The sequence below is a fragment of the Streptomyces sp. NPDC051677 genome (genome assembly GCF_044453465.1).
GTDB lineage: Bacteria > Actinomycetota > Actinomycetes > Streptomycetales > Streptomycetaceae > Streptomyces.
Map to the genome: position 1 here is coordinate 114,766 of NZ_JBITCT010000026.1, position 19,040 is coordinate 133,805.

19 protein-coding genes are annotated in these 19,040 nt (G+C 70.3%); 7 read left to right on the forward strand and 12 right to left on the reverse strand.

The genetic code is table 11. The annotated features are described in order from the left end of the window. Positions 1-43: 43 nt before the first annotated feature. From ACIBAF_RS28200 to ACIBAF_RS28210, 3 genes are all read left to right on the forward strand, one after another. A complete protein-coding gene (locus ACIBAF_RS28200) occupies positions 44-373 on the forward strand; it encodes a DUF427 domain-containing protein (protein ID WP_399466685.1) in 330 nt (109 codons plus the stop codon). Positions 374-459: 86 nt separating this feature from the next. After that, entirely contained in the window at positions 460-1,449 is a 990-nt protein-coding gene (locus ACIBAF_RS28205) for an RICIN domain-containing protein (RefSeq protein WP_399466686.1), read from the forward strand. 65 nt (positions 1,450-1,514) lie between these two features. Beyond that, positions 1,515-2,294 (forward strand): alpha/beta fold hydrolase, encoded by a 780-nt coding sequence (locus tag ACIBAF_RS28210; RefSeq protein ID WP_399466687.1) that lies wholly within the window; start codon positions 1,515-1,517, stop codon positions 2,292-2,294. 1 nt (position 2,295) lies between these two features. Here ACIBAF_RS28210 and mnmA read toward each other — a convergent pair whose 3' ends face one another. Beyond that, the gene (gene mnmA / locus ACIBAF_RS28215; protein WP_399466688.1) at positions 2,296-3,426 is read right to left on the reverse strand and encodes a tRNA 2-thiouridine(34) synthase MnmA; all 1,131 of its coding nucleotides are present in this window, start codon (positions 3,424-3,426) and stop codon (positions 2,296-2,298) included. A gap of 83 nt (positions 3,427-3,509) precedes the next feature. Here mnmA and ACIBAF_RS28220 point away from each other — a divergent pair, with 83 nt between their 5' ends. Together ACIBAF_RS28220 and ACIBAF_RS28225 are read left to right on the forward strand one after the other, a co-directional pair. Further along, a complete protein-coding gene (locus tag ACIBAF_RS28220; protein ID WP_399466689.1) occupies positions 3,510-4,187 on the forward strand; it encodes an N-acetylmuramoyl-L-alanine amidase in 678 nt (225 codons plus the stop codon). A 202-nt stretch (positions 4,188-4,389) separates the two neighbouring features. After that, on the forward strand, positions 4,390-5,988 hold the full coding sequence (locus ACIBAF_RS28225; RefSeq protein WP_399466690.1) for a multicopper oxidase family protein: 1,599 nt from the start codon (positions 4,390-4,392) through the stop codon (positions 5,986-5,988). A gap of 53 nt (positions 5,989-6,041) precedes the next feature. Here the strand turns inward: ACIBAF_RS28225 and ACIBAF_RS28230 are convergent, their stop codons facing one another. The 3 genes from ACIBAF_RS28230 to ACIBAF_RS28240 form a co-directional block, all read right to left on the reverse strand. Then, positions 6,042-7,205 (reverse strand): cysteine desulfurase family protein, encoded by a 1,164-nt coding sequence (locus ACIBAF_RS28230; protein WP_399466691.1) that lies wholly within the window; start codon positions 7,203-7,205, stop codon positions 6,042-6,044. A gap of 148 nt (positions 7,206-7,353) precedes the next feature. Continuing rightward, a complete protein-coding gene (locus ACIBAF_RS28235; RefSeq protein WP_399466692.1) occupies positions 7,354-7,620 on the reverse strand; it encodes a DUF4190 domain-containing protein in 267 nt (88 codons plus the stop codon). A 22-nt stretch (positions 7,621-7,642) separates the two neighbouring features. After that, the gene (locus ACIBAF_RS28240; protein ID WP_334577053.1) at positions 7,643-7,810 is read right to left on the reverse strand and encodes a hypothetical protein; all 168 of its coding nucleotides are present in this window, start codon (positions 7,808-7,810) and stop codon (positions 7,643-7,645) included. A gap of 121 nt (positions 7,811-7,931) precedes the next feature. Between ACIBAF_RS28240 and ACIBAF_RS28245 the strand changes: the two genes are divergently transcribed. Next, positions 7,932-8,558: a TetR family transcriptional regulator gene (locus ACIBAF_RS28245; protein WP_399466694.1), complete on the forward strand. Its 627-nt coding sequence runs from the start codon at positions 7,932-7,934 to the stop codon at positions 8,556-8,558. Between the two features lie 98 nt (positions 8,559-8,656). Here ACIBAF_RS28245 and ACIBAF_RS28250 read toward each other — a convergent pair whose 3' ends face one another. Next, positions 8,657-9,061 (reverse strand): hypothetical protein, encoded by a 405-nt coding sequence (locus tag ACIBAF_RS28250; protein ID WP_399466695.1) that lies wholly within the window; start codon positions 9,059-9,061, stop codon positions 8,657-8,659. Between the two features lie 202 nt (positions 9,062-9,263). Further along, entirely contained in the window at positions 9,264-10,124 is an 861-nt protein-coding gene (locus tag ACIBAF_RS28255; RefSeq protein ID WP_399466696.1) for a thioesterase family protein, read from the reverse strand. A gap of 174 nt (positions 10,125-10,298) precedes the next feature. Here ACIBAF_RS28255 and ACIBAF_RS28260 point away from each other — a divergent pair, with 174 nt between their 5' ends. After that, entirely contained in the window at positions 10,299-11,519 is a 1,221-nt protein-coding gene (locus ACIBAF_RS28260) for an alpha/beta hydrolase (RefSeq protein ID WP_399466698.1), read from the forward strand. Here the strand turns inward: ACIBAF_RS28260 and ACIBAF_RS28265 are convergent. The 6 genes from ACIBAF_RS28265 to ACIBAF_RS28290 all read right to left on the reverse strand — a co-directional run bounded on the left by ACIBAF_RS28265 (position 11,428) and on the right by ACIBAF_RS28290 (position 18,972). Further along, the gene (locus tag ACIBAF_RS28265) at positions 11,428-12,084 is read right to left on the reverse strand and encodes a trimeric intracellular cation channel family protein (RefSeq protein WP_399466699.1); all 657 of its coding nucleotides are present in this window, start codon (positions 12,082-12,084) and stop codon (positions 11,428-11,430) included. The genes ACIBAF_RS28260 and ACIBAF_RS28265 overlap by 92 nt on opposite strands. A 56-nt stretch (positions 12,085-12,140) precedes the next feature. Beyond that, the gene (locus tag ACIBAF_RS28270; protein WP_399466700.1) at positions 12,141-13,532 is read right to left on the reverse strand and encodes a M1 family metallopeptidase; all 1,392 of its coding nucleotides are present in this window, start codon (positions 13,530-13,532) and stop codon (positions 12,141-12,143) included. 97 nt (positions 13,533-13,629) lie between these two features. Next, complete coding sequence (locus ACIBAF_RS28275) at positions 13,630-14,955, reverse strand: ABC transporter ATP-binding protein (RefSeq protein WP_399466702.1); 1,326 nt, start codon at positions 14,953-14,955, stop codon at positions 13,630-13,632. A 17-nt stretch (positions 14,956-14,972) separates the two neighbouring features. Further along, entirely contained in the window at positions 14,973-16,070 is a 1,098-nt protein-coding gene (locus ACIBAF_RS28280; protein ID WP_399466704.1) for an ABC transporter ATP-binding protein, read from the reverse strand. Further along, positions 16,067-17,065: an ABC transporter permease gene (locus ACIBAF_RS28285; protein WP_399466706.1), complete on the reverse strand. Its 999-nt coding sequence runs from the start codon at positions 17,063-17,065 to the stop codon at positions 16,067-16,069. The genes ACIBAF_RS28280 and ACIBAF_RS28285 overlap by 4 nt, the downstream gene beginning before the upstream one ends. A gap of 110 nt (positions 17,066-17,175) precedes the next feature. Further along, positions 17,176-18,972 carry an ABC transporter substrate-binding protein gene (locus ACIBAF_RS28290; RefSeq protein WP_399466708.1) on the reverse strand — a complete coding sequence of 599 codons (1,797 nt, stop codon included), beginning with the start codon at positions 18,970-18,972 and terminating at the stop codon, positions 17,176-17,178. Positions 18,973-19,040 lie beyond the last annotated feature (68 nt).

Sequence of the window (19,040 nt, forward strand, 5' to 3'; positions counted from 1 at the left end):
CCGTACGCGGGAAGAACCGGCGGCCGACGGGTGCTTCCCCGGTATGACCGAAGGACACACGATCACGATCGAGCAGGGCGACCAGCACATCAGGGTCGTCCACGGAGACCATGTGCTGGCCGAGACCGAGCGGGCGCTGGTCCTGCGCGAGACCGGCTGTCCGGTGCGGTACTACATCCCCGCCGAGGACGTACGGCTCGACCTCCTGACCCCCTCCGACACCCACACGTACTGCCCCTTCAAGGGAACCGCGTCCTACTGGTCGCTGCCGGACGCGGCGGACCTCGTCTGGGCCTATCCCGATCCCAAGCCCGACGTCGCCGAGATCAAGGACCATCTCTGCTTCTACGAAGCGACCGTCTCCCCGGCCTGATCGCGGGCGCGCGCCCGCCGTCGCCGGGAGAGGCGTGACCGGATCCACCGTTGTCCCGTGCCTCGTCACTGCAACACCATGCATGGATGGGGAACTTGGGAGAGCTGTCGCCGTACGAGGCCCGGGACGCCGCCGACTTCGTCGCGTCGATGCAGCGACTCAAGGAGCATGCCGGGCTGACGTACCGCGACCTGGAGGAGCGGGCCGCCCGCAACGGTGACGTGCTGGCCCGCAGCACCCTGGCCGACATCCTGCGCCGGACGAGCCTTCCGCGCCCCGACGTGCTGGCGGCGTTCGTGCGCGCCTGCGGGGACGGGGAGCGGGTCGACGCCTGGCTGGACGCGAGGGAACGGATCGCCGAGCGTGACGCTTCGGCGCCCGCTCCCGGCCGGGACGCGGACGGCGAGCCCGCGCCGCGGACCGAGGAGGCCGCCGGCGCGCGGCCCCGCCGGGCCGACGGCCGCACCGCCTTGCTCGCGGCCGGTCTCGCCGTCCCGCTGCTCGCCCTGGCCGCCTGGGGACTGCTCCCGGAGACCTCCGACGGGGCCGGGGACGCCGACGGTTCCGGGACCAGGGCCTCGGCCGACGCGAGCGGCGCACCGGCCGTCCCGGGCAGAGCCTCCCGGGCCCCGGTCGACGGCTGGGTCACCGTGCGTCCGGCCCGCACACCGGACCTCTGTCTGACGGACGGCCGCGACCGGCGCGGCGCCTACGGGAGCGCCGTCGCCGTCCAGCTGCCCTGTGCCCGGGCGACCGTGCCGCGCACCTACCTCGAACCGTTCGGCGAGGGCTTTTACCGCATCCAGTGGCATCACCCCCAGTTGGGGAAGGGATGCCTGACGGTCATGGACGCCGGCCCGGCGAAGGGCATGCTCGAACCCCGGGACGACTGCGACCAGGGCACCCTGTTCCGCTTGGAGGCCGCCGCCGGCGCCGCGGGGGGCTTCCGGCTTCGTCCGGCCCACCGCACCACGTGCATCGGCATGGCCGGCGACGACCGCGCCGAGGGCGCCGAGGCTGTCGAGGAGCGCTGCACCGGCGGGGCCGACCAGCGGTTCCTCGTCCGCGCGGACTGACGGTCGTTTGCCTCCCGGCCCCGCCACCCCGACAAGTTCCGTCCCGTCTGACAGTCTCGACAGACATGGACAAGAAGACGCTTTCACGCGACGGCACCGCCCTCGCGTACGGCCGCCGGGGGCAGGGCCCCGCGGTCATCCTGGTGAGCGGGGCGATGTCCACGGGCGGCACCATGGCGCCCCTGGCCGGGCTGCTCGCAGACCGCTTCACGGTCCTCTGGTACGACCGCCGGGGCCGCGGCGAGAGCGGCGACACGACGCCGTACGCCGTGCAGCGCGAGGTCGAGGACCTGGCGGCCCTCATCGACGCGGCGGGCGGCGAGGCGGCGCTGTACGGCATCTCGTCGGGCGGCGCGCTGGTGCTGCACGCGGCGGCGGCCGGGCTGCCGGTGAGCCGGGTCGCGGTGTACGAGACGCCGTTCGCCCTCGACGAGGAGGGGGCGAAGGCGCGCGCCGAGTACACGGCGAACCTCACCGAGGCGCTCGCGCAGGGGCGGCGCGGGGACGCCGTCGAGCTGTTCCTGCGGCTGACGGGGCTGGCCGAGGAGATGATCCTGGGCGCCCGTCAGTCACCGATGTGGGCGGCGATGGAGGCCATCGCGCCGACCCTCGCGTACGACGACGCCGTGATGGGCGGCGGCCTGGCGCCCCGGGAGCGGCTGGCGTCGATCGGCGTGCCCGTGCTGGCGGTGGCGGGCGAGGCGAGCCCGCCGTGGCTGCGCGAGGCTGTGCGGGCCGTCGCGGAGGCGGCCCCGGACGGCACGTACCGGACCCTCGAGGGACAGACCCACATGGTCGACCCGAACGTCCTGGCGCCGGTGCTGGCGGAGTTCTTCGCCCGGTAGGTCAGGACACGCCGGCCGTCGCCCGCACCGTCGACGCGATCGTCGCCGAGCCCACCACGCGGGTGTCGTCGTACAGCACGATCGCCTGGCCGGGGGCCACGCCTCGGACGGGCTCGGTGAACGTGACCTCCAGGCGGCCGTCGATCAGTTCGGCGGTCACCTCGGTCTCGCCGCCGTGGGCGCGCAGCTGGGCGGTGTAGGCGCCGGGGCCGCTGGGGGCGGCGCCGCACCAGCGGGGCTTGATCGCCGTCAGGGCCGTCACGTCCAGGGCGGCGGCCGGGCCGACCGTCACCGTGTTGTTCACCGGGGAGATGTCGAGGACGTAGCGCGGCTTGCCGTCGGCGGCCGGGGTGCCGATGCGCAGGCCCTTGCGCTGGCCGATGGTGAAGCCGTACGCGCCCTCGTGGGTGCCGACCTTCGTGCCGGACTCGTCGACGATGTCGCCCTCCGCCTTGCCGAGGCGCCGCGCCAGGAAGCCCTGGGTGTCGCCGTCGGCGATGAAGCAGATGTCGTGCGAGTCGGGCTTCTTGGCGACGGCCAGGCCCCGTCGCTCGGCCTCCGCGCGGATCTCGTCCTTCGTGGTCACCGTGTCGCCGAGGGGGAAGAGCGCGTGGGCGAGCTGCCGGTCGTCGAGGACGCCGAGGACGTACGACTGGTCCTTGGCCATGTCGGAGGCGCGGTGGAGTTCCCGGGCGCCGTCCTCGCGGACGACGACCTGCGCGTAGTGGCCGGTGCAGACCGCGTCGAAGCCCAGCGCGAGCGCCTTGTCGAGCAGGGCGGCGAACTTGATCTTCTCGTTGCAGCGCAGGCAGGGGTTGGGGGTGCGGCCGGCCTCGTACTCGGCGACGAAGTCGTCGACGACGTCCTCGCGGAAGCGGTCGGCGAGGTCCCAGACGTAGAACGGGATGCCGATGACGTCGGCGGCGCGGCGGGCGTCGCGGGAGTCCTCGATGGTGCAACAGCCTCGCGCGCCCGTGCGGAACGACTGCGGGTTCGCGGAGAGCGCGAGGTGGACGCCGGTCACGTCATGGCCGGCTTCCGCGGCGCGGGCGGCGGCGACGGCGGAGTCGACTCCGCCGGACATGGCGGCGAGTACGCGAAGGGGGCGGGGGCGCTGCGAGGTCTCAGTCATAACCCTTCCAGGGTACGGGTCGCCGGGAACCGGAGCCCGCGCATATCCGTTGACGATCACGAGGGGCGAGGAAGGGCGCGGACATGGGGGAGAAGAAGAGCGACTCCGACCGGCGGATCGGGCGGCGCGCGCTGCTGATCGGCGGTGTGGTGGCGGCCGTCGGCACCGGGGTGTTGGCCCGCGCGGAGCTGGCGCGGATGTACTGGCGGCTGCCGGGTGTGCGCAGGAAGCGGGTGGAGGGGGCCGTCGACTTCGTGGGCGCGCGGTGGGTGGCGGCGTCGGAGGCGAACTTCCGCTGGGCGGACCGGCCGGACGACTACGGGATCGACATGGTCGTCGTCCATGTCACGCAGGGCGATCTCGCGAGCGCGGTGAAGGCGTTCGAGGACCCTGGGCACAAGGCGGCCGCGCACTACATCGTCGCCCAGGACGGGCACGTCACGCAGATGATCCGCGAGCTGGACGTGGCGTACCACGCGGGCAACCGCGCGTACAACGAGCGCAGTGTCGGCATCGAGCACGAGGGCTTCGTGGACCGGCCGGAGGACTTCACCGACGCCATGTACGCCGCCTCCGCGCGGCTGACGGCCGCGGTCTGCCGGCGCTACGACATACCCGTCGACCGCGAGCACATCATCGGGCACGTGGAGGTGCCGGGCACGGACCACACCGACCCCGGCGAGCACTGGGACTGGGACCGGTATCTGCGGCTCGTGCGGGCGGCGCACACCGCCGCCGCCCACCCAGCGGCGACAGCGTGACGCAGGTCACATGCACCCGATATCGCGAACAACTGTGAGCGTCGGCCGTCCGATGTGTCCCGCGCCCCGAAGGTGACCTGCACACCACCAACTAGACTTTTCTTCAAGGGAGTTGGCGGGCACGGCGGCCGCACAGCCTCCTCGGCTCGCTCCTAATTTCGCCTCAGTCCTTACATAGGCCTTAGGTCGAAGCTCCACGGCCATGACCCACATCACAGACCCCTCCTCAGATCCGGCCTCCGAGGCGGGACGGCAGAGCAAGGGCGCCCACGCGAGAAGCGACCGGGGCGCCAAGGACGAGCGGCACACCAAGAGCGGCGAGGGCGGGCGCGGCAAGGGCCTGCACCGCAGGAAGTTCCTGGGCGGGATGGCCGGGGCGGCCGGGCTGGCCGCCGTCGGAGCCGCCGGGGCGACCTTCTCCCTGCTGACCGGCGGCGCCGGCAACAAGGCGGCCGCCGCCGACGCCACCGGCACGCTCACCATCCCCGACCTGCTGGAGGGCACCACGACCGACGGCGCCACCACCTACACGCTCACCGCGAAGACCGGCACGAGCGAGGTGATCAGCGGCGTCAGCAGCACCACCGCCGGCTACAACGGGGCGTACCTCGGCCCGACCATGAAGTGGACCAAAGGCGACACGGTCCTGCTGAACATCACCAACACCCTGGGCGCCGACACGTCCGTCCACTTCCACGGCGCCCACATCCCGCCCAAGATGGACGGCGGCCCGCAGAACGCCTTCGCGGACGGCGTGACCTGGTCGCCCACCTTCGAGGTCAAGGACGAGGCCAAGACCCTCTGGTACCACCCGCACGCCCTGGGCACCACGGCCGAGCAGGTCGTCCACGGGCTGGCGGGCATGATCATCGTCGAGGACGACTCGACCGCCTCGGCCGCGCTGCCGAGCGAGTACGGCGTCGACGACATCCCGATCATCCTGCAGTGTCTGGCCGCCGACAGCTCCGGCGACATCAAGTACAACGCCACCGGCTACCTCAGCTCCGGGCTCAGCTACCCGGTGCTGGTCAACGGCGCCAACGTCGACTCGACCACCCTCGGGTTCACGGCCACCAAGAAGCGCACGCGCTTCCGGGTGCTGAACGCCTCGCCGGCCGACATCATGACCGTCCAGCGCGGGGACGGCGGCACGCTCACCCAGATCGCCACCGACCAGGGTTATCTCGCCGCGCCCACCGAGGTGACCTCGATCCGGCTGGTGGCCGGCGCCCGCGCCGAGTTCGTCCTCGACCTCGAGGACGCGGTCACGCTCCAGGCCGTCGTCACGACCGGCTGGATCCGCGGCGGAAGCGGCACGTACGACTTCCTGACCGTGACTCCGAACGCCACCGACACACCCGCCGACCTGCCGAGCGCGCTCAACACGATCACCCGGTACGACACGAGCGACTTCACCGCGCGGACGATCACCCTCGGTCAGGGCACGGGCGGGACCATGACGATCAACGGCTCGGCGGGCACCACCATGGCCGGGATGGCGATGATCAGCACCACCTTGGACGCCGAGGAGGTCTGGACGATCAAGAACGGCACGCAGCTGGAGCACTCCTTCCATCTGCACGACGTGCCGTACCAGCTGATCGAGATCAACGGCGAGGAGCCGACGGGCGTCGACCTCGGCTGGTTCGACACCTTCGAGGTGGTCGGCGGCGGCTCCATCAAGATCGCGATGAAGTTCACCGACTTCACCGACGACACCTACATGTACATGCTCCATTGCCATCTGCTCCAGCACGAGGACGAGGGCATGATGGCGGCCCTCATGGTGACGGACAGCTAGCCGCTCCGCTGCCGGCGGCCCTGGCCCGGCGGCCCGCTCGTCAGGGGCGTGGGTTACGTCAGCCCCGCTGCACGGGCGCGTTCCACCGCCGGGCCGATGGCCTTGGCGACGGCTTCGACGTCGGCCTCGGTGGAGGTGTGGCCGAGGGAGAAGCGCAGGGTGCCGCGGGCCAGGTCGGGGTCGGTCCCGGTGGCGAGCAGGACGTGGCTGGGCTGGGCGACGCCGGCGGTGCAGGCGGAGCCGGTGGAGCACTCGATGCCCTGGGCGTCGAGCAGGAGCAGCAGGGAGTCGCCCTCGCAGCCGGGGAAGGTGAAGTGGGCGTTGGCCGGCAGCCGGTCCACGGGGTCGCCGCCGAGGATCGCGTCCGGGACGGCCGTACGGACCGCGTCGATCAGGGCGTCGCGCAGGGCGCCGATCTCGCCGGCGAACCACTCGCGCTGCTCGGCGGCGAGGCGTCCGGCGACCGCGAAGGAGGCGATCGCGGGGACGTCGAGGGTGCCGGAGCGGACGTGGCGCTCCTGGCCGCCGCCGTGCAGGACGGGGACGGGGGTGTACTCGCGGCCCAGGAGGAGGGCGCCGATGCCGTACGGGCCGCCGATCTTGTGACCGGAGACCGTCATCGCGGCGAGGCCGGAGTCGGCGAAGGAGACGGGGACCTGGCCGAAGGCCTGGACGGCGTCGGCGTGCAACGGGACGTCGAACTCGGCGGCCACGTCAGCGAGTTCGCGGACCGGCATCAGGGTGCCGATCTCGTTGTTCGCCCACATGACGGTGGCCAGGGCGACGTCGTCAGGGTCGCGGGCGATCGCTTCGCGGAGCGCTTCCGGGTGGACCCGGCCGTAGGAGTCGACCGGCAGGTACTCGACCGTGGCGCCCTCGTGTTCACCGAGCCAGTGCACGGCGTCGAGGACCGCGTGGTGCTCGACGGGGCTGGCCAGGACTCGGGTGCGGGCCGGGTCTGCATCGCGGCGGGACCAGTACAGGCCCTTGACCGCGAGGTTGTCGGCCTCGGTGCCGCCGGAGGTGAGGACGACCTCGCTGGGGCGGGCGCCGAGCGCTTCCGCGAGGGTCTCACGGGCTTCCTCGACCGTACGGCGGGCCTGTCGGCCGGCCGCGTGGAGGGAGGAGGCGTTGCCGGTGATGCTCAGGTGCGCGGTGAGTGCCTCGACCGCCTCGGGGAGCATCGGGGTGGTCGCGGCGTGGTCGAGGTATGCCATGGTGGCCCCGATTCTACGGGCCCGAACAGTCGGCCTCGCTGCGAGGTGCACCGAATCACCCGGCGCCGTCGACTGTGCCCGCCCCTCCCCTGTCGCCCCGGTGGAACGACTGCGCACAGCAGGGGCAGCCGGAAGCAGTCGGCGGCGGTCAGAAGCTCCAGGAGATCGTCGAGTCCGCCTGCATGAAGGCCACCAGGACCACGAGGTCGGCGATGCCCAGGGTCAGGCCGAGGTAGGCGCGGCCGCGACGGGCAGTGCCCCGCCAGAGGGCGACCGCCGCCAGGACGATGGCGACCGGGCCGAGGAAGACGTTGAGGACGAGCAGGCCCAGGAGGCCCAGGATGAAGGACGCGACGGCCATGCCGTCGGCGTCCCGGACACCGGTGCGGCTCGTGTCCGGGGCGGTGAGTTGCATGGTTGTTCAGAGCTCCTGTGGGTCAGTGGGTCGAGGTCTGCCGGCGGCGGCCGTGGCGCTCGCGGAGCGCGAAGATGCCGAGCCAGGCGGCGATCACGGTGGCGGCGACGAGGGTGAAGGCGAACGGCGCGTGGGCGATGGCGCCCATGACGACGCCGAACAGCAGCAGTGCGGCGACCAGGAACAGCATGGGATCGGATCCCCCTCCGTAAAATTTGGGTGAACAGTTGTAGTAACAGTTGTTCACTGACTTGGAGTCTAGCGCGTCCCACGACTTTCCAATTCCAGAGAACAGTTGTTAACTGGATGACATGAGTCACACCGTCGGCATCAGGCAGGCCCAGAAGCAGAAGACCCGGCAGGCGCTGCTGGACGCGGCGTTGGCGCTGCTGGAGGAGCAGAGCCTGAGCAGCCTGGGCCTGCGCGAGGTCACCCGCGCCGTCGGCGTCGCCCCCACCGCCTTCTACCGGCACTTCCGCTCCACCGAGGACCTGGGCGTCGCCCTCGTCGAGGAGGCGCTGGGCAGCCTGCACCCGATGATCCGGACCACCGTGACCAGCGCAGACAGCAGCGAGGAACGCATCACGCGCGCTGTCGAGTTGATCGCCGGTCATGTGAGCGCGTACCCCGCGCACGTCCGTTTCATCGCCCGTGAGCGGCACGGCGGGGTCCAGCCGGTGCGGGAGGCGATCCGGGACCAACTGGGCCGGTTCGCCGAGGAGGTGAGGGCCGAGCTGGCCAAGGACGCCGAGGCCGAGGGCTGGAGCGACGACGATCTGCTGATGCTCTCGCACCTCTACGTCGACCAGATGCTCATCACGGCCTCGCTGTTCCTGGAGGCGCTGGAGGCCTCGCCGGAGGACCGGGAGCGGGTCAGCCGGCTCGCGACCCGCCAGATGCGGCTCATCAGCATCGGCCGCCACCACTGGCTGGACTGAGGCGACAGTCACTGCGGCAGTCACCCCCACAGCCACAGGGGCGGCGCACTCGTTGCCGTAGCTCCCGAGTGCGCCGCCCCTTGTGGGTGAACCGGCGATCAGCCCTGCTGCTGGGCCTGCTGAGCCTGCTGCCCCTGACCGCCGCCGCCCGGCCCGCCGCACCCGCCGCCCTGGCCGCCGCCGGGGCCGCCCTGACCGCCCCCGCCGGGGCCGCCGCTCGGAGCGCCGGACGGGACACCGGTCGGCGTGCCGGTCGGGGCGCCCGAAGGCTGTCCCGAAGGAGCGCCGCTGGCCGCACCGCTCGGGGCGCCCGAAGGAGCTCCCGAGGGGGCGCCGCTCGGCATGCCCGCGGGGTCGCCGGACGGCGCCTGGCAGGACTGCCCGCCGGACGTGCCGCTGTTCGAGGAGGAGTCGCCCGAGCCGCAGGCCACCAGCGCGAGGGGCGAGAGCGCCAGCAGCGCCACCGCGGGGACGAGACGGACGGGCATCAGCGCACGCTTCATGAGAGACAGCTCCAGGGAAGATGAGGAGAACCTGAGGCGGGAACTCAACCAACGGCGCTTAGGGCTTCCTTGAGCCCCCTCTGTCCCCCGCCTGTCAATCAGGTAAAGCACCTCTCAAGTAACCGCTCTGACCTGGGAGTTCACCGCTACGCCCGGCGCGTGCGCTGGTACAGCTCCGTGACAGAGGCGGGCCCCGCGGCGCTCAGCCGAGCCTGACCCGCGCCAACTGCCGGGACTGGGCGACCAGTCGGTCCGTGCTGTCCCAGACCTCGGCGTCCTCCTCCAGGAAGCCGCCCGCGAGGTTGCGGGTGGTGATGGAGACGCGCAGCGGGCCGGGGGCCGGCCGGCAGCGGACGTGGACCGTCAGCTCGACCGTGGGGACCCAGCCGCGCAGGCCGATCTCGAACGCGGTGGGCGGCAGGGCGTCCACGGCGAGGAGGAGGGAGAGCGGGTCGGGGTCGCGGCCGTCCTTGAGGCCGAACCAGGCCCGCATCTCGCCCTTGCCGGAGGGCGCTCCGAGCGCCCAGCCGAGGGTGGACGGGTCGAGCTTGAGCATCAGCCGGTCGGCGATGGCGGAGCTGCCGTCGACGGGGGCCGGTCCGTCCTCGGGGCCGAAGCACTGCTCCATCGGCGGGATCGCGGGCGGCTTCGCCGTCGTGCGGACGTCGTCCGGGAGGGTGTCCAGGTCGCCGTAGGAGGCGAGGACGCGGATCCGCTCGACCTCGGCGCCGTCCTCGTCGTACTGGAAGAGCGAGGCCTGGCCGGTGGACAGGGTGCGGCCGGTGCGGACGACGTCCGTGCGGACGACCGCGGGGCCGGGACGGGAGGCGGTGAGGTAGTGCGCCGAGATCGTGAACGGGTCGCGGTGCGGCAGGGCGTCCGCGAGGGCGCGGCCGAGGACGGCGAGGAGGTAGCCGCCGTTGACGGCGCTGATGATCGTCCAGCCGGCCGAGAGGTCGATGTCGTAGACGCCGGGCGCACGCGGCGTGAGCGCGGTGTCGCGGTCGAACTCACTGTCGCCGATGGCGGCCCGCCGGGCGGCCGCGGTAGCTGCTTCTGGCATGGCTGAACGGTACAACAGGTAATTACTAAGCGGTAGCTTTCCATGGTCGTAGGGTGGCCGTAGGGCCATCGGAGGGACATCGCAGGACGAGACTCCCTTGTGAGTTCCGCAATTTCTTGGTAAGTGTCCGAACTCGTCCGTAACCTCGACGCGGTTTTTTCCCTCTGCTAGGACATGAGCCTCACCGGGACTCCGTTCCTCTTCACCTTGATCGCGCTGTCCGTCGTCGCCGTCGCAGTGCCGCTGCTGCTGTGGTCGCGGATGCGCGGGCCGCTGATCCTGCGGGCCTTCGCCCGGGTGCTGATGCTGCTGTTCGCCCAGACCACGGCCGTCGCCCTGGTCTTCGTCCTGGTCAACAACAGCAACAACCTGTACGACACCTGGGACGACCTCCTGGGCACGGGCAACCATGTGGCGGAGGCCGCCGACCTGGGCGCCGACGGCACCGGCGGCATCGCGCTGGACAAGCTGCCCAAGGTCGCGCAGAAGTTCAGCGAGGCCCAGGGTCCGGGTCTGCACGGGGTGCGCGTCACCCAGCTCAAGGGCCGCGTCTCCGGCATCAACGCCGAGGTCTACGTCTGGCTGCCCCCGCAGTACAACCAGCCCGCGTACGCGAAGAAGGCCTTCCCCGTCGTGGAGTTGCTGCCGGGCTACCCGGGCTCGGCGAAGTCGTGGTTCGGGTCGATGCACGTGGCCTCGCAGCTGGAGCCGCTGATGCGCAAGGGCAAGGTCGCGCCGTTCATCCTGATCGCGCCGCGCACCACGCTGCTGCCCGGCGTCGACACCGGCTGCGCCAACGTGGCGGGCACCGTCAACGCCGACAGCTGGCTGAGCATCGACGTGCCGAAGATGGTCACGGACAACTTCCGGGCCCAGCCGGCGCCCAAGGGCTGGGCGGTCGCCGGCTATTCGGCCGGCGCGCACTGCGCGGTCAAGCTGGCCATCGCCCACCCCAACCGCTACCGGGCCGCGGTCAGCCTGTCGGGCTACAACGACCCCATCGGCGAGCCCAACTCGCTCACCGCGCAGGACCCGGCGCTGCGCAAGTCCACCAACCCGTATCTGATGCTCCGCAAGGCGACCGCCCCGCCGGCCGTGGCACTCTACGTCTCCGGCGAGCCGAACGACGGCTACCAGGCGGGCCTCGCCCTGCAGCACGTGGCGAAGGCGCCGACCACCGTGAAGGTGATCTACATCCCGAAGAACGCGGGCGGCCACACCATGGCGCTGTGGCGGCCGCAGGTGGTGCCGGCGTTCAAGTGGCTGACGACGCAGCTCAACCAGCACGGGCTCGCCGCCGGGGCTACTCCTCACGCACCGTCGAGCGCCGATTCCAAGCGCGAGGCGCTCGCCAGTGGTAACGCATCGCGAGAAGCCGCAGGACGAAAGCGGTGACGGCGGCCACCCCGCTGGCCAGCGGGGTGAGCACGTCGTACCGGATGCAGAGCACCACCATGGCGGCGCCGACGATCGCCGGGACCGCGTAGAGATCGCGGTCCCAGCGCAGCAGTGACGGCACCTCGTTGGCCAGCACGTCGCGCAGCACGCCGCCGCCGACGGCGGTCGCGAGCCCCAGGGCGGCCGAGGCGGTGAGGCCGAGCCCGTAGGCGTGCGCCTTCGTCGTGCCGGTGACGCAGAACAGGCCGAGGCCGGCCGCGTCGAAAACGTTCACGCCGGTCTGGATGCGCTCCACCTGCGGGTGGAGGAAGACGACCAGCAGGGCGGCGAACAGCGGCGTGAGGAAGTACCCCAGGTCGGTGAAGGCCGCCGGGGGCACGGCCCCGATGACCAGGTCCCGGAACAGCCCCCCGCCCAGCGCGGTGACCTCGGCGAGCATGGCGATGCCGAACACGTCGAAGTTCTTGCGGACGGCCAGCAGCGCGCCGGAGATGGCGAACACGAAGATGCCGACGAGGTCGAGCGTGTGCTGGACGGAGGGACTGAAGATCTGCTGGATCACCCTTATATTGTCACCCAGCGGCGACGGTGGACCTTACAAAGCCAGGCAGTACGGCGTCACAGGGAAGGTTTCCCTGTGGTGAAGAGCCAGGTCTGGAAGAGGTCGTCGAGCTGCTGCCCGGAGATCCGCTCGGCGAGGCGGACGAAGTCGGCCGTGGCCGCGTTGCCGTAGCGGTGCAGCTTGGTCCAGGCGGGGAGCAGTTTGAAGAAGGCGGCGTCGCCGATGCGCTCGCGCAGCACCTGAAGGGTCATCGCGCCGCGCTGGTAGACGGCGGAGGCGAACATGGTGTCGCGCTGCGGGTCGCCGACGGTGATCTGCCAGAAGGCGTTGTCGGCGGGGCGGGCGTTGTAGCCGGCCAGGAAGGAGTCGTGCGCCGAGCGGGTGCCCTGGTGCTCGGCCCACAGCCACTGGGCGTAGGTGGCGAAGCCCTCGTTGAGCCAGATGTCCTTCCAGTGCGCCACCGAGACCGAGTCGCCGAACCACTGGTGGGCCAGCTCGTGCACGATCGTCGACTCGTTGCGGACGGCCGAGTACACCGGCTTGGACTGCACCTCCAGCGAGAACCCGGCCTGCGGCATGTCGTCGACGATCGCGCCGGTCTCCTCGAAGGGATACGGGCCGAAGACCTGCGACCAGTAGTCGGTGGCGGCCGCGGTGACGCCGTACACGTCGACGTTGTTGCTGTTCGCGAGCACCGGGTCGATCGCGACGTAGATCGGGGTGCCGCCGGGCGTCGTCCCGGTCTTCACGTCGAACTTCCCGATCGTGGCGGTCGCGAGATAGCTCGCCATCGGCTTCGTCTCGCGCCAGTGCGTGTACGTCGAGCCGCCCTTGTCGTACGTGGAGACCAGCCGGCCGTTGGAGACGGCGGTCAGGCCCTTCGGCGCCTTGATGCGGATGTCGTAGGCAGCCTTGTCGGCGGGGTGGTCGCTGGACGGGAACCAGGTGGAGGCGGCGTTGGGCTCGCAGGCGACGAAGACGCCGTCGGCGGTCTTCATCCAGCCGTAGTCGGAGCCGAAGACGATGGGGCCGCCGAGGGGTTCGGGGACGCCGCCGTAGGTGACGGCCACCTCGAAGGTGCGTCCCTTGCGGATCGCTGCGCGCGGGGTGATCCTGATCTCGTCGCCGTCGCGGGTGAACTGCGCCCGTCTGCCGTCCACTTCGACCCGGGTGACCTCCAGTTTCTGCAGGTCCAGATCGAAGGACGAGAGGTTCTGGCCGGCCCGCGCCGTGATCGTCGTACGGCCGTCGAGGCGGTCGGTGTCGGGGTTGTAGGCGAGGGCGAGGTCGTAGTGGCGGGCGTCGAAGCCGCCGTTGCCGAGCTGGGGGAAGTACGAGTCGCCGATGCCGGCCGCTCCGGGGGTGGGAGCGGAGGACGCGGCGATGGCGAAGAAAGAAGCCGCCGCGGTGGCGACGGCGACTAAGCGTGACGAACGGGAGAGTCTCATGGGTCATCCCTTTCGAACGTGTACCGATAAGTCGGACACGGATGACTCTGGACTCTCCCGTTCAATCATGTACATGACTTTGCCAACTCGTCATGCATTACTTGTCGGTTGACTCCTGACCTTCGGCCTTCGCGGTCTCGGCCGGCTCGGAAGCCTCCTCGGCAGCAGTCGGCTCTTCGGCGACCTCCTCGGTGGCAGACGTCGCCTCGGGAGCGGACGCCTCCTCGGCAGCCGCCTCCGTCTCCGCGATCTCCGCGACCTCCGCCGCCACCGCCGCCGACGTCTCCGCGGACTCCGCGAGGACCTCGTCGGCCACCAGCTCCGCCGCCTCCTTCGCGACCGTCAGCAGGACGGTGTCCTGCGGCGCCTGGTCCGTGAAGTTCTCCGGGTGGTGGCAGGCCACCTGCTGGCCGGGCCGCAGCTCGACGAGCGCCGGCTCCTTGGTCTTGCAGACCTCCGTCGCCTTCCAGCACCGGGTGTGGAAGCGGCAGCCGCTCGGCGGCGAGATCGGCGAGGGCACGTCGCCCTTGAGCAGGATCCGCTCGCTCTTGGCGTTCTTGCGCCGAGGGTCCGGGATCGGCACCGCCGACATCAGCGCCTTGGTGTACGGGTGCATCGGCGACTTGTAGAGCAGGTCGCGGTCGGCCAGCTCCACGATCTTGCCGAGGTACATCACCGCGATGCGGTCCGAGACGTGCCGGACCACCGACAGGTCGTGCGCGATGATCACGTACGTGAGGCCGAGCTCCTCCTGGAGGTCGTCCAGCAGGTTCACGACCTGGGCCTGGATCGACACGTCCAGGGCCGAGACCGGCTCGTCCGCCACGACCAGCCTCGGGTTCAGCGCGAGCGCGCGGGCGATGCCGATGCGCTGGCGCTGACCGCCGGAGAACTCGTGCGGGTAGCGGTTGTAGTGCTCGGGGTTGAGACCCACGACCGACAGCAGCCGCTGGACTTCCTTCTTGACGCCGCCCTCGGGCGTCACGCCCTGCAGCTTGAAGGGAGCGCCGACGATCGTGCCGATGGTGTGGCGCGGGTTCAGCGACGAGTACGGGTCCTGGAAGATCATCTGCACGTCGCGGCGCAGCGGACGCATGCCGTTCACGCCGAGGTGGGTGATGTCCTTGCCCTGGAACTCGACCTTGCCGCCGGTCGGTTCGAGCAGCCGGGTGATCAGCCGGCCCATCGTCGACTTGCCGCAGCCGGACTCGCCCACGACGCCGAGCGTCTCGCCGGAGCGGACCTCGAAGTCGATGCCGTCGACCGCGTGCACCGCCCCGACCTGCCGCTGGAGCAGGCCCTTCTTGATCGGGAAGTGCTTCTGCAGTCCGCTGACCTTCAGCAGCACCTCGCCGGGGGCCGCGTCCTTGGTGAGGGTCGCGCCCTGCTCCGCGGAGCCGTCGGCCTGTGCGGGAATGGTCACCGCTTTCTCGTCGTCACTCACAGCTTCGGCGCAATCTCTTCGGTCCAGATACGCTCCCGCTGCTCCTTGCCCAGGTGGCAGGCGGCCCAGTGCCGGCTGCCGACCTCGGCCAGCTCGGGCCGGACGGTGCGGGTCACGTTGTCCTTCGGGAGGTCCGCGTACGGGCAGCGCGGGTTGAAGGCGCAGCCGGACGGGATGTTGATCAGCGAGGGCGGGGAGCCCTTGACCGGGATCAGGCGCTCCTGCTGATCACGGTCCAGGCGCGGCATCGAGCCGAGCAGACCCCAGGTGTAGGGGTGCCGGGGCTCGTAGAACACCTTCTCGGCCGGGCCCCGCTCGACGCAGCGGCCGCCGTACATCACCAGGATGTCGTCGGCGAGTTCGGCGACGACGCCCAGGTCGTGGGTGATGACGATGACCGCGGAGCCGAACTCCTTCTGGAGGTCGCGGATGAGGTCGAGGATCTGCGCCTGGACGGTCACGTCCAGAGCGGTCGTCGGCTCGTCCGCGATCAGCAGTTCGGGGTTGTTGACCAGCGACATCGCGATCATCGCGCGCTGGCGCATACCGCCGGAGAACTCGTGCGGGTAGCTGTCCACCCGCTTGTCCGGCTGCGGGATGCCCACCCGGTCGAGCATCTCGACCGCACGGCGCTTGGCGGTCTTCTTGTCGACGTTGTGGTGGATCCGGTACGCCTCCACGATCTGCTGACCGATCGTGTAGTACGGGTGCAGCGCCGACAGCGGGTCCTGGAAGATCATCGCCATCTGACGGCCGCGCAGCTTGCGCACGTGGTCCGGGTCGGCGGACAGCAGCTCGGTGCCGTCCAGCCAGATCTCGCCGGAGATCTGGGCCTTGCGCTTGCCGTACTGGCCGGCGGTGTGCAGGCCCATGATGCCGAGCGACGTCACCGACTTGCCGGAGCCGGACTCGCCCACGATGCCGAGGGTCTTGCCCTTCTCCAGCTGGAAGCTGAGCCCGTCGACGGACTTGACCAGGCCGTCGTCGGTCGGGAAGTGCACCTTGAGGTCGCGCACTTCGAGGAAGGACGTCGGCGCGGGCGTAGCGGGGGTGGGCTCGCCCACGGCCGCTCCGCTCTTGCTGAGTTCGGTCACGTGAGCCTCACTCGGGGGTCGATCACGGCGTACAGGATGTCCACCACGAGGTTGGCGACGAGCACCGCGAGGGAAGTGATCAGGGTCACGCCCACGATGATGGGCAGGTCCTGGTTGCGGATGGCGTCCAGCACGGCCCGGCCGAGACCGGGCAGGTTGAACGTGGACTCGGTCAGGATCGCGCCGCCGATGAGGGCGCCGAGGTCCATGCCGAGCATGGTGAGGATGGGCGTCATCGTCGAGCGCATGGCGTGCTTGCCGATGACGGTCTGCTCCTTGAGGCCCTTCGCCCGGGCGGTGCGGATGTAGTCCTCGCCGAGGATCTCCAGCATGGTGGCGCGGGTGATCCGGGCGTACATCGCCGCGTACAGGAAGGCGAGGGTGATCCACGGCAGGATCATGCCGCCGAGCCAGCCGGAGAAGCTGTCGGCCAACGGCACGTACTGCGCGTCGATCCAGTTGAGCCCGAAGGCGAAGATCGCCAGGCTCAGCATGCCAGTGAAGTAGATGGGCAGCGACACACCCGCCAGGGCGACGACCATCGCGCCGCGGTCCCACAGGGTGCCCCGCTTGAGCGCGGAGAGCACGCCCGCGGCGACGCCGAAGATCAGCCACAGCACGGCGGCGCCGAGCGCGAGCCCCAGGGTCACCGGGAAGCGGTCGGTGAGCACCGGCCAGACGGCCTGCTCGCTGCGGAAGGAGTAGCCGAAGCAGGGCGCGGCGCAGTGGATGGTGTCTCCGCCGCCCGTGTAGGTGCGGCCGGCGAAGATGCCCTTGAAGAACTCCCAGACCTGGGCGTAGATCGGGTCGCCCAGGCCCAGCTTCTGGCGCACGCCCTCGACGGCGGCAGGGTCGGCCTGCTTGCCCACGAAGCTCAATGCGATGTCCACGCCCGCCCACTTGGGGACGAGGAAGAAGATGCCGAAGACCACCATGATGATGGCCACGAGCATCACTGCGGCGGCGAACAACCGCCTGATGAGGTAAGCGAGCACAGCTCTCGGCCCGCCGCGGACCGCGGGCCACCGGAGGTCGTCCGATGGCCCGCGGGTCCGCCGCGCCGGCCTTCACCTGCCTTTCGTGCCGTTCGGCGGGTGTGCCGGGTTTACTTCTGGGGGTTCTTCAGACCGAGGTTCACGAAGTCGTACTGACCGCTGTAGCCGTCGGTCGTGTAGACGTTCGCCAGGTTGTCCCCGCGCCAGTTGACGAACCTCTCAAAGACGAAGGGCAGGTAGTACGCGCCCTCCATCACCTTGTGGTTGATCTCCGTGGCGACCTTGGCCTTGCCCGCGTTGTCCAGGGTGGTGACGTAGGTGTCGAACAGACCGTCGATGGTCTTGTCCTTGATGAGCGCGTAGTTGTTGTTACCGCTCTGCTGGATGTACTTGCTGTTCCACAGCGGCAGACCGAAGCCCTGGACGGACGGGAAGTCCGGACCCCAGCCCATGATGATGATGCCGTAGCCCTTCTTCTGCACGTTCGAGGGGCTGCCGATGATGCCGGTGGTCTGCGAACCGTCGAACTGGTCGATCTCGGCGTTGATGCCGATCTTCTTCAGCGACGCCTGCAGGGACTGGGCGGTGGCCACCTCGACCGGCTTGTTGTTGCGGACCGCGATGGTGGTCTTGAAGCCGTTCGGCTGACCGCAGGCCTTCAGGGCCTCCTTGGCCTTGGCCTCGTTGCCGCTCTTGTTGGCGCCGGCGATCTCGTACGGGTCGTACTTCTGGCCCTCGGAGCCCGGGACGGACGGCGGCAGCATGTTGGTGCCGATGTCGCCGCCGGCGACCGGGCCGCCACGGGCGGTCTGCAGCGACACGTGGTCGGCGCCGTAGATGACGGCCTTGCGGCACTCGATGTTGTCGAACGGCTTCACGCTCTGCGGGAAGACCGCGTAGCGGATGTAGCCGGAGACCGGGTTGTCCAGGTTGGCCTTGTGCTCCTTCAGGGCGGTGGTGCGGCCCTGCGGGGACATGCCGGTCTGGGTCAGGTCGAGGTCCAGGTCACCGCTGAGCAGACGCTGGTCGAGCTGGTTGGCGTCCGAGAAGAACTGGACGGTGATCTTGTCCGGGTAGGCCTTGCGGACCGGGTCCGAAGCCTGCTTCCAGGAGGTGTTGCGGACCAGCGTGAGGTCCTTGCCCGGGCTGTAGGACTGGAACTTGTACGGGCCCGAGGAGAACGGGTGCAGAGCGTACTTGGCCTTGGTGTCCATGTCCTGACGGACGGGCGAGGCCGAGATCAGACCCAGCATCTCCTGGAAGTCCGCGTTGGCCTGCGGCAGCTTGAAGACGATGGTCTTGTCGTCCGGCGTCTCGATGGCCTTCAGACCCAGCTTGTCGGCGGACGTGTCCTTGTAGGGACCCTTGTACTCGTGCTTGGGGTCGAGCACCTCCATGAGGTACGGCGGACCGCCGGACAGCACATCCGTCGCCCACACACGCTCGATGCCGTACTTCACGTCCTTGGACGTGATCGGCTTGCCGTCCTCCCACGTGATGCCGTCGCGCAGCGTGTACGTGTAGGTCTTGCCGTCGGCGGAGACCTTGGCGAGACCCGTGGCGAGGTCCGGGGTGAGCTCCGCGCCGGCCTTGCCCGGCTCCGCCTTGTTCGTGACGAGCTGGCGGCTGTAGTAGCGGGCGAAGTTCCACATCATGCCGTAGTAACCGCGCGTGGTGTCCCACGAGTCGGCGTCCTGGGCACTGCCGAACTTCAGCGTGCCGCCCTTCTTGGCCAGCGAAGCCTGAGCGACCTTGTTGTTCGCGGCGTCGAAGCCGGCGGCGCCGGTGCTCGAGCCCTTGTCGTCGTCTCCGCCACCGCCGCACGCCGCCGTGGTCAGCAGCGCGGCGACCGCGGCGGCAGCGGCAAATGCCTGCTTCCGCCGCCCTGAGGTGCGTTGGGTAGTCACGATCTCGGATCCTCCGGATAGATGAGAGACCCCGTGTGAAGGCCACGGGACGGTTGAGGTGCTGTGCG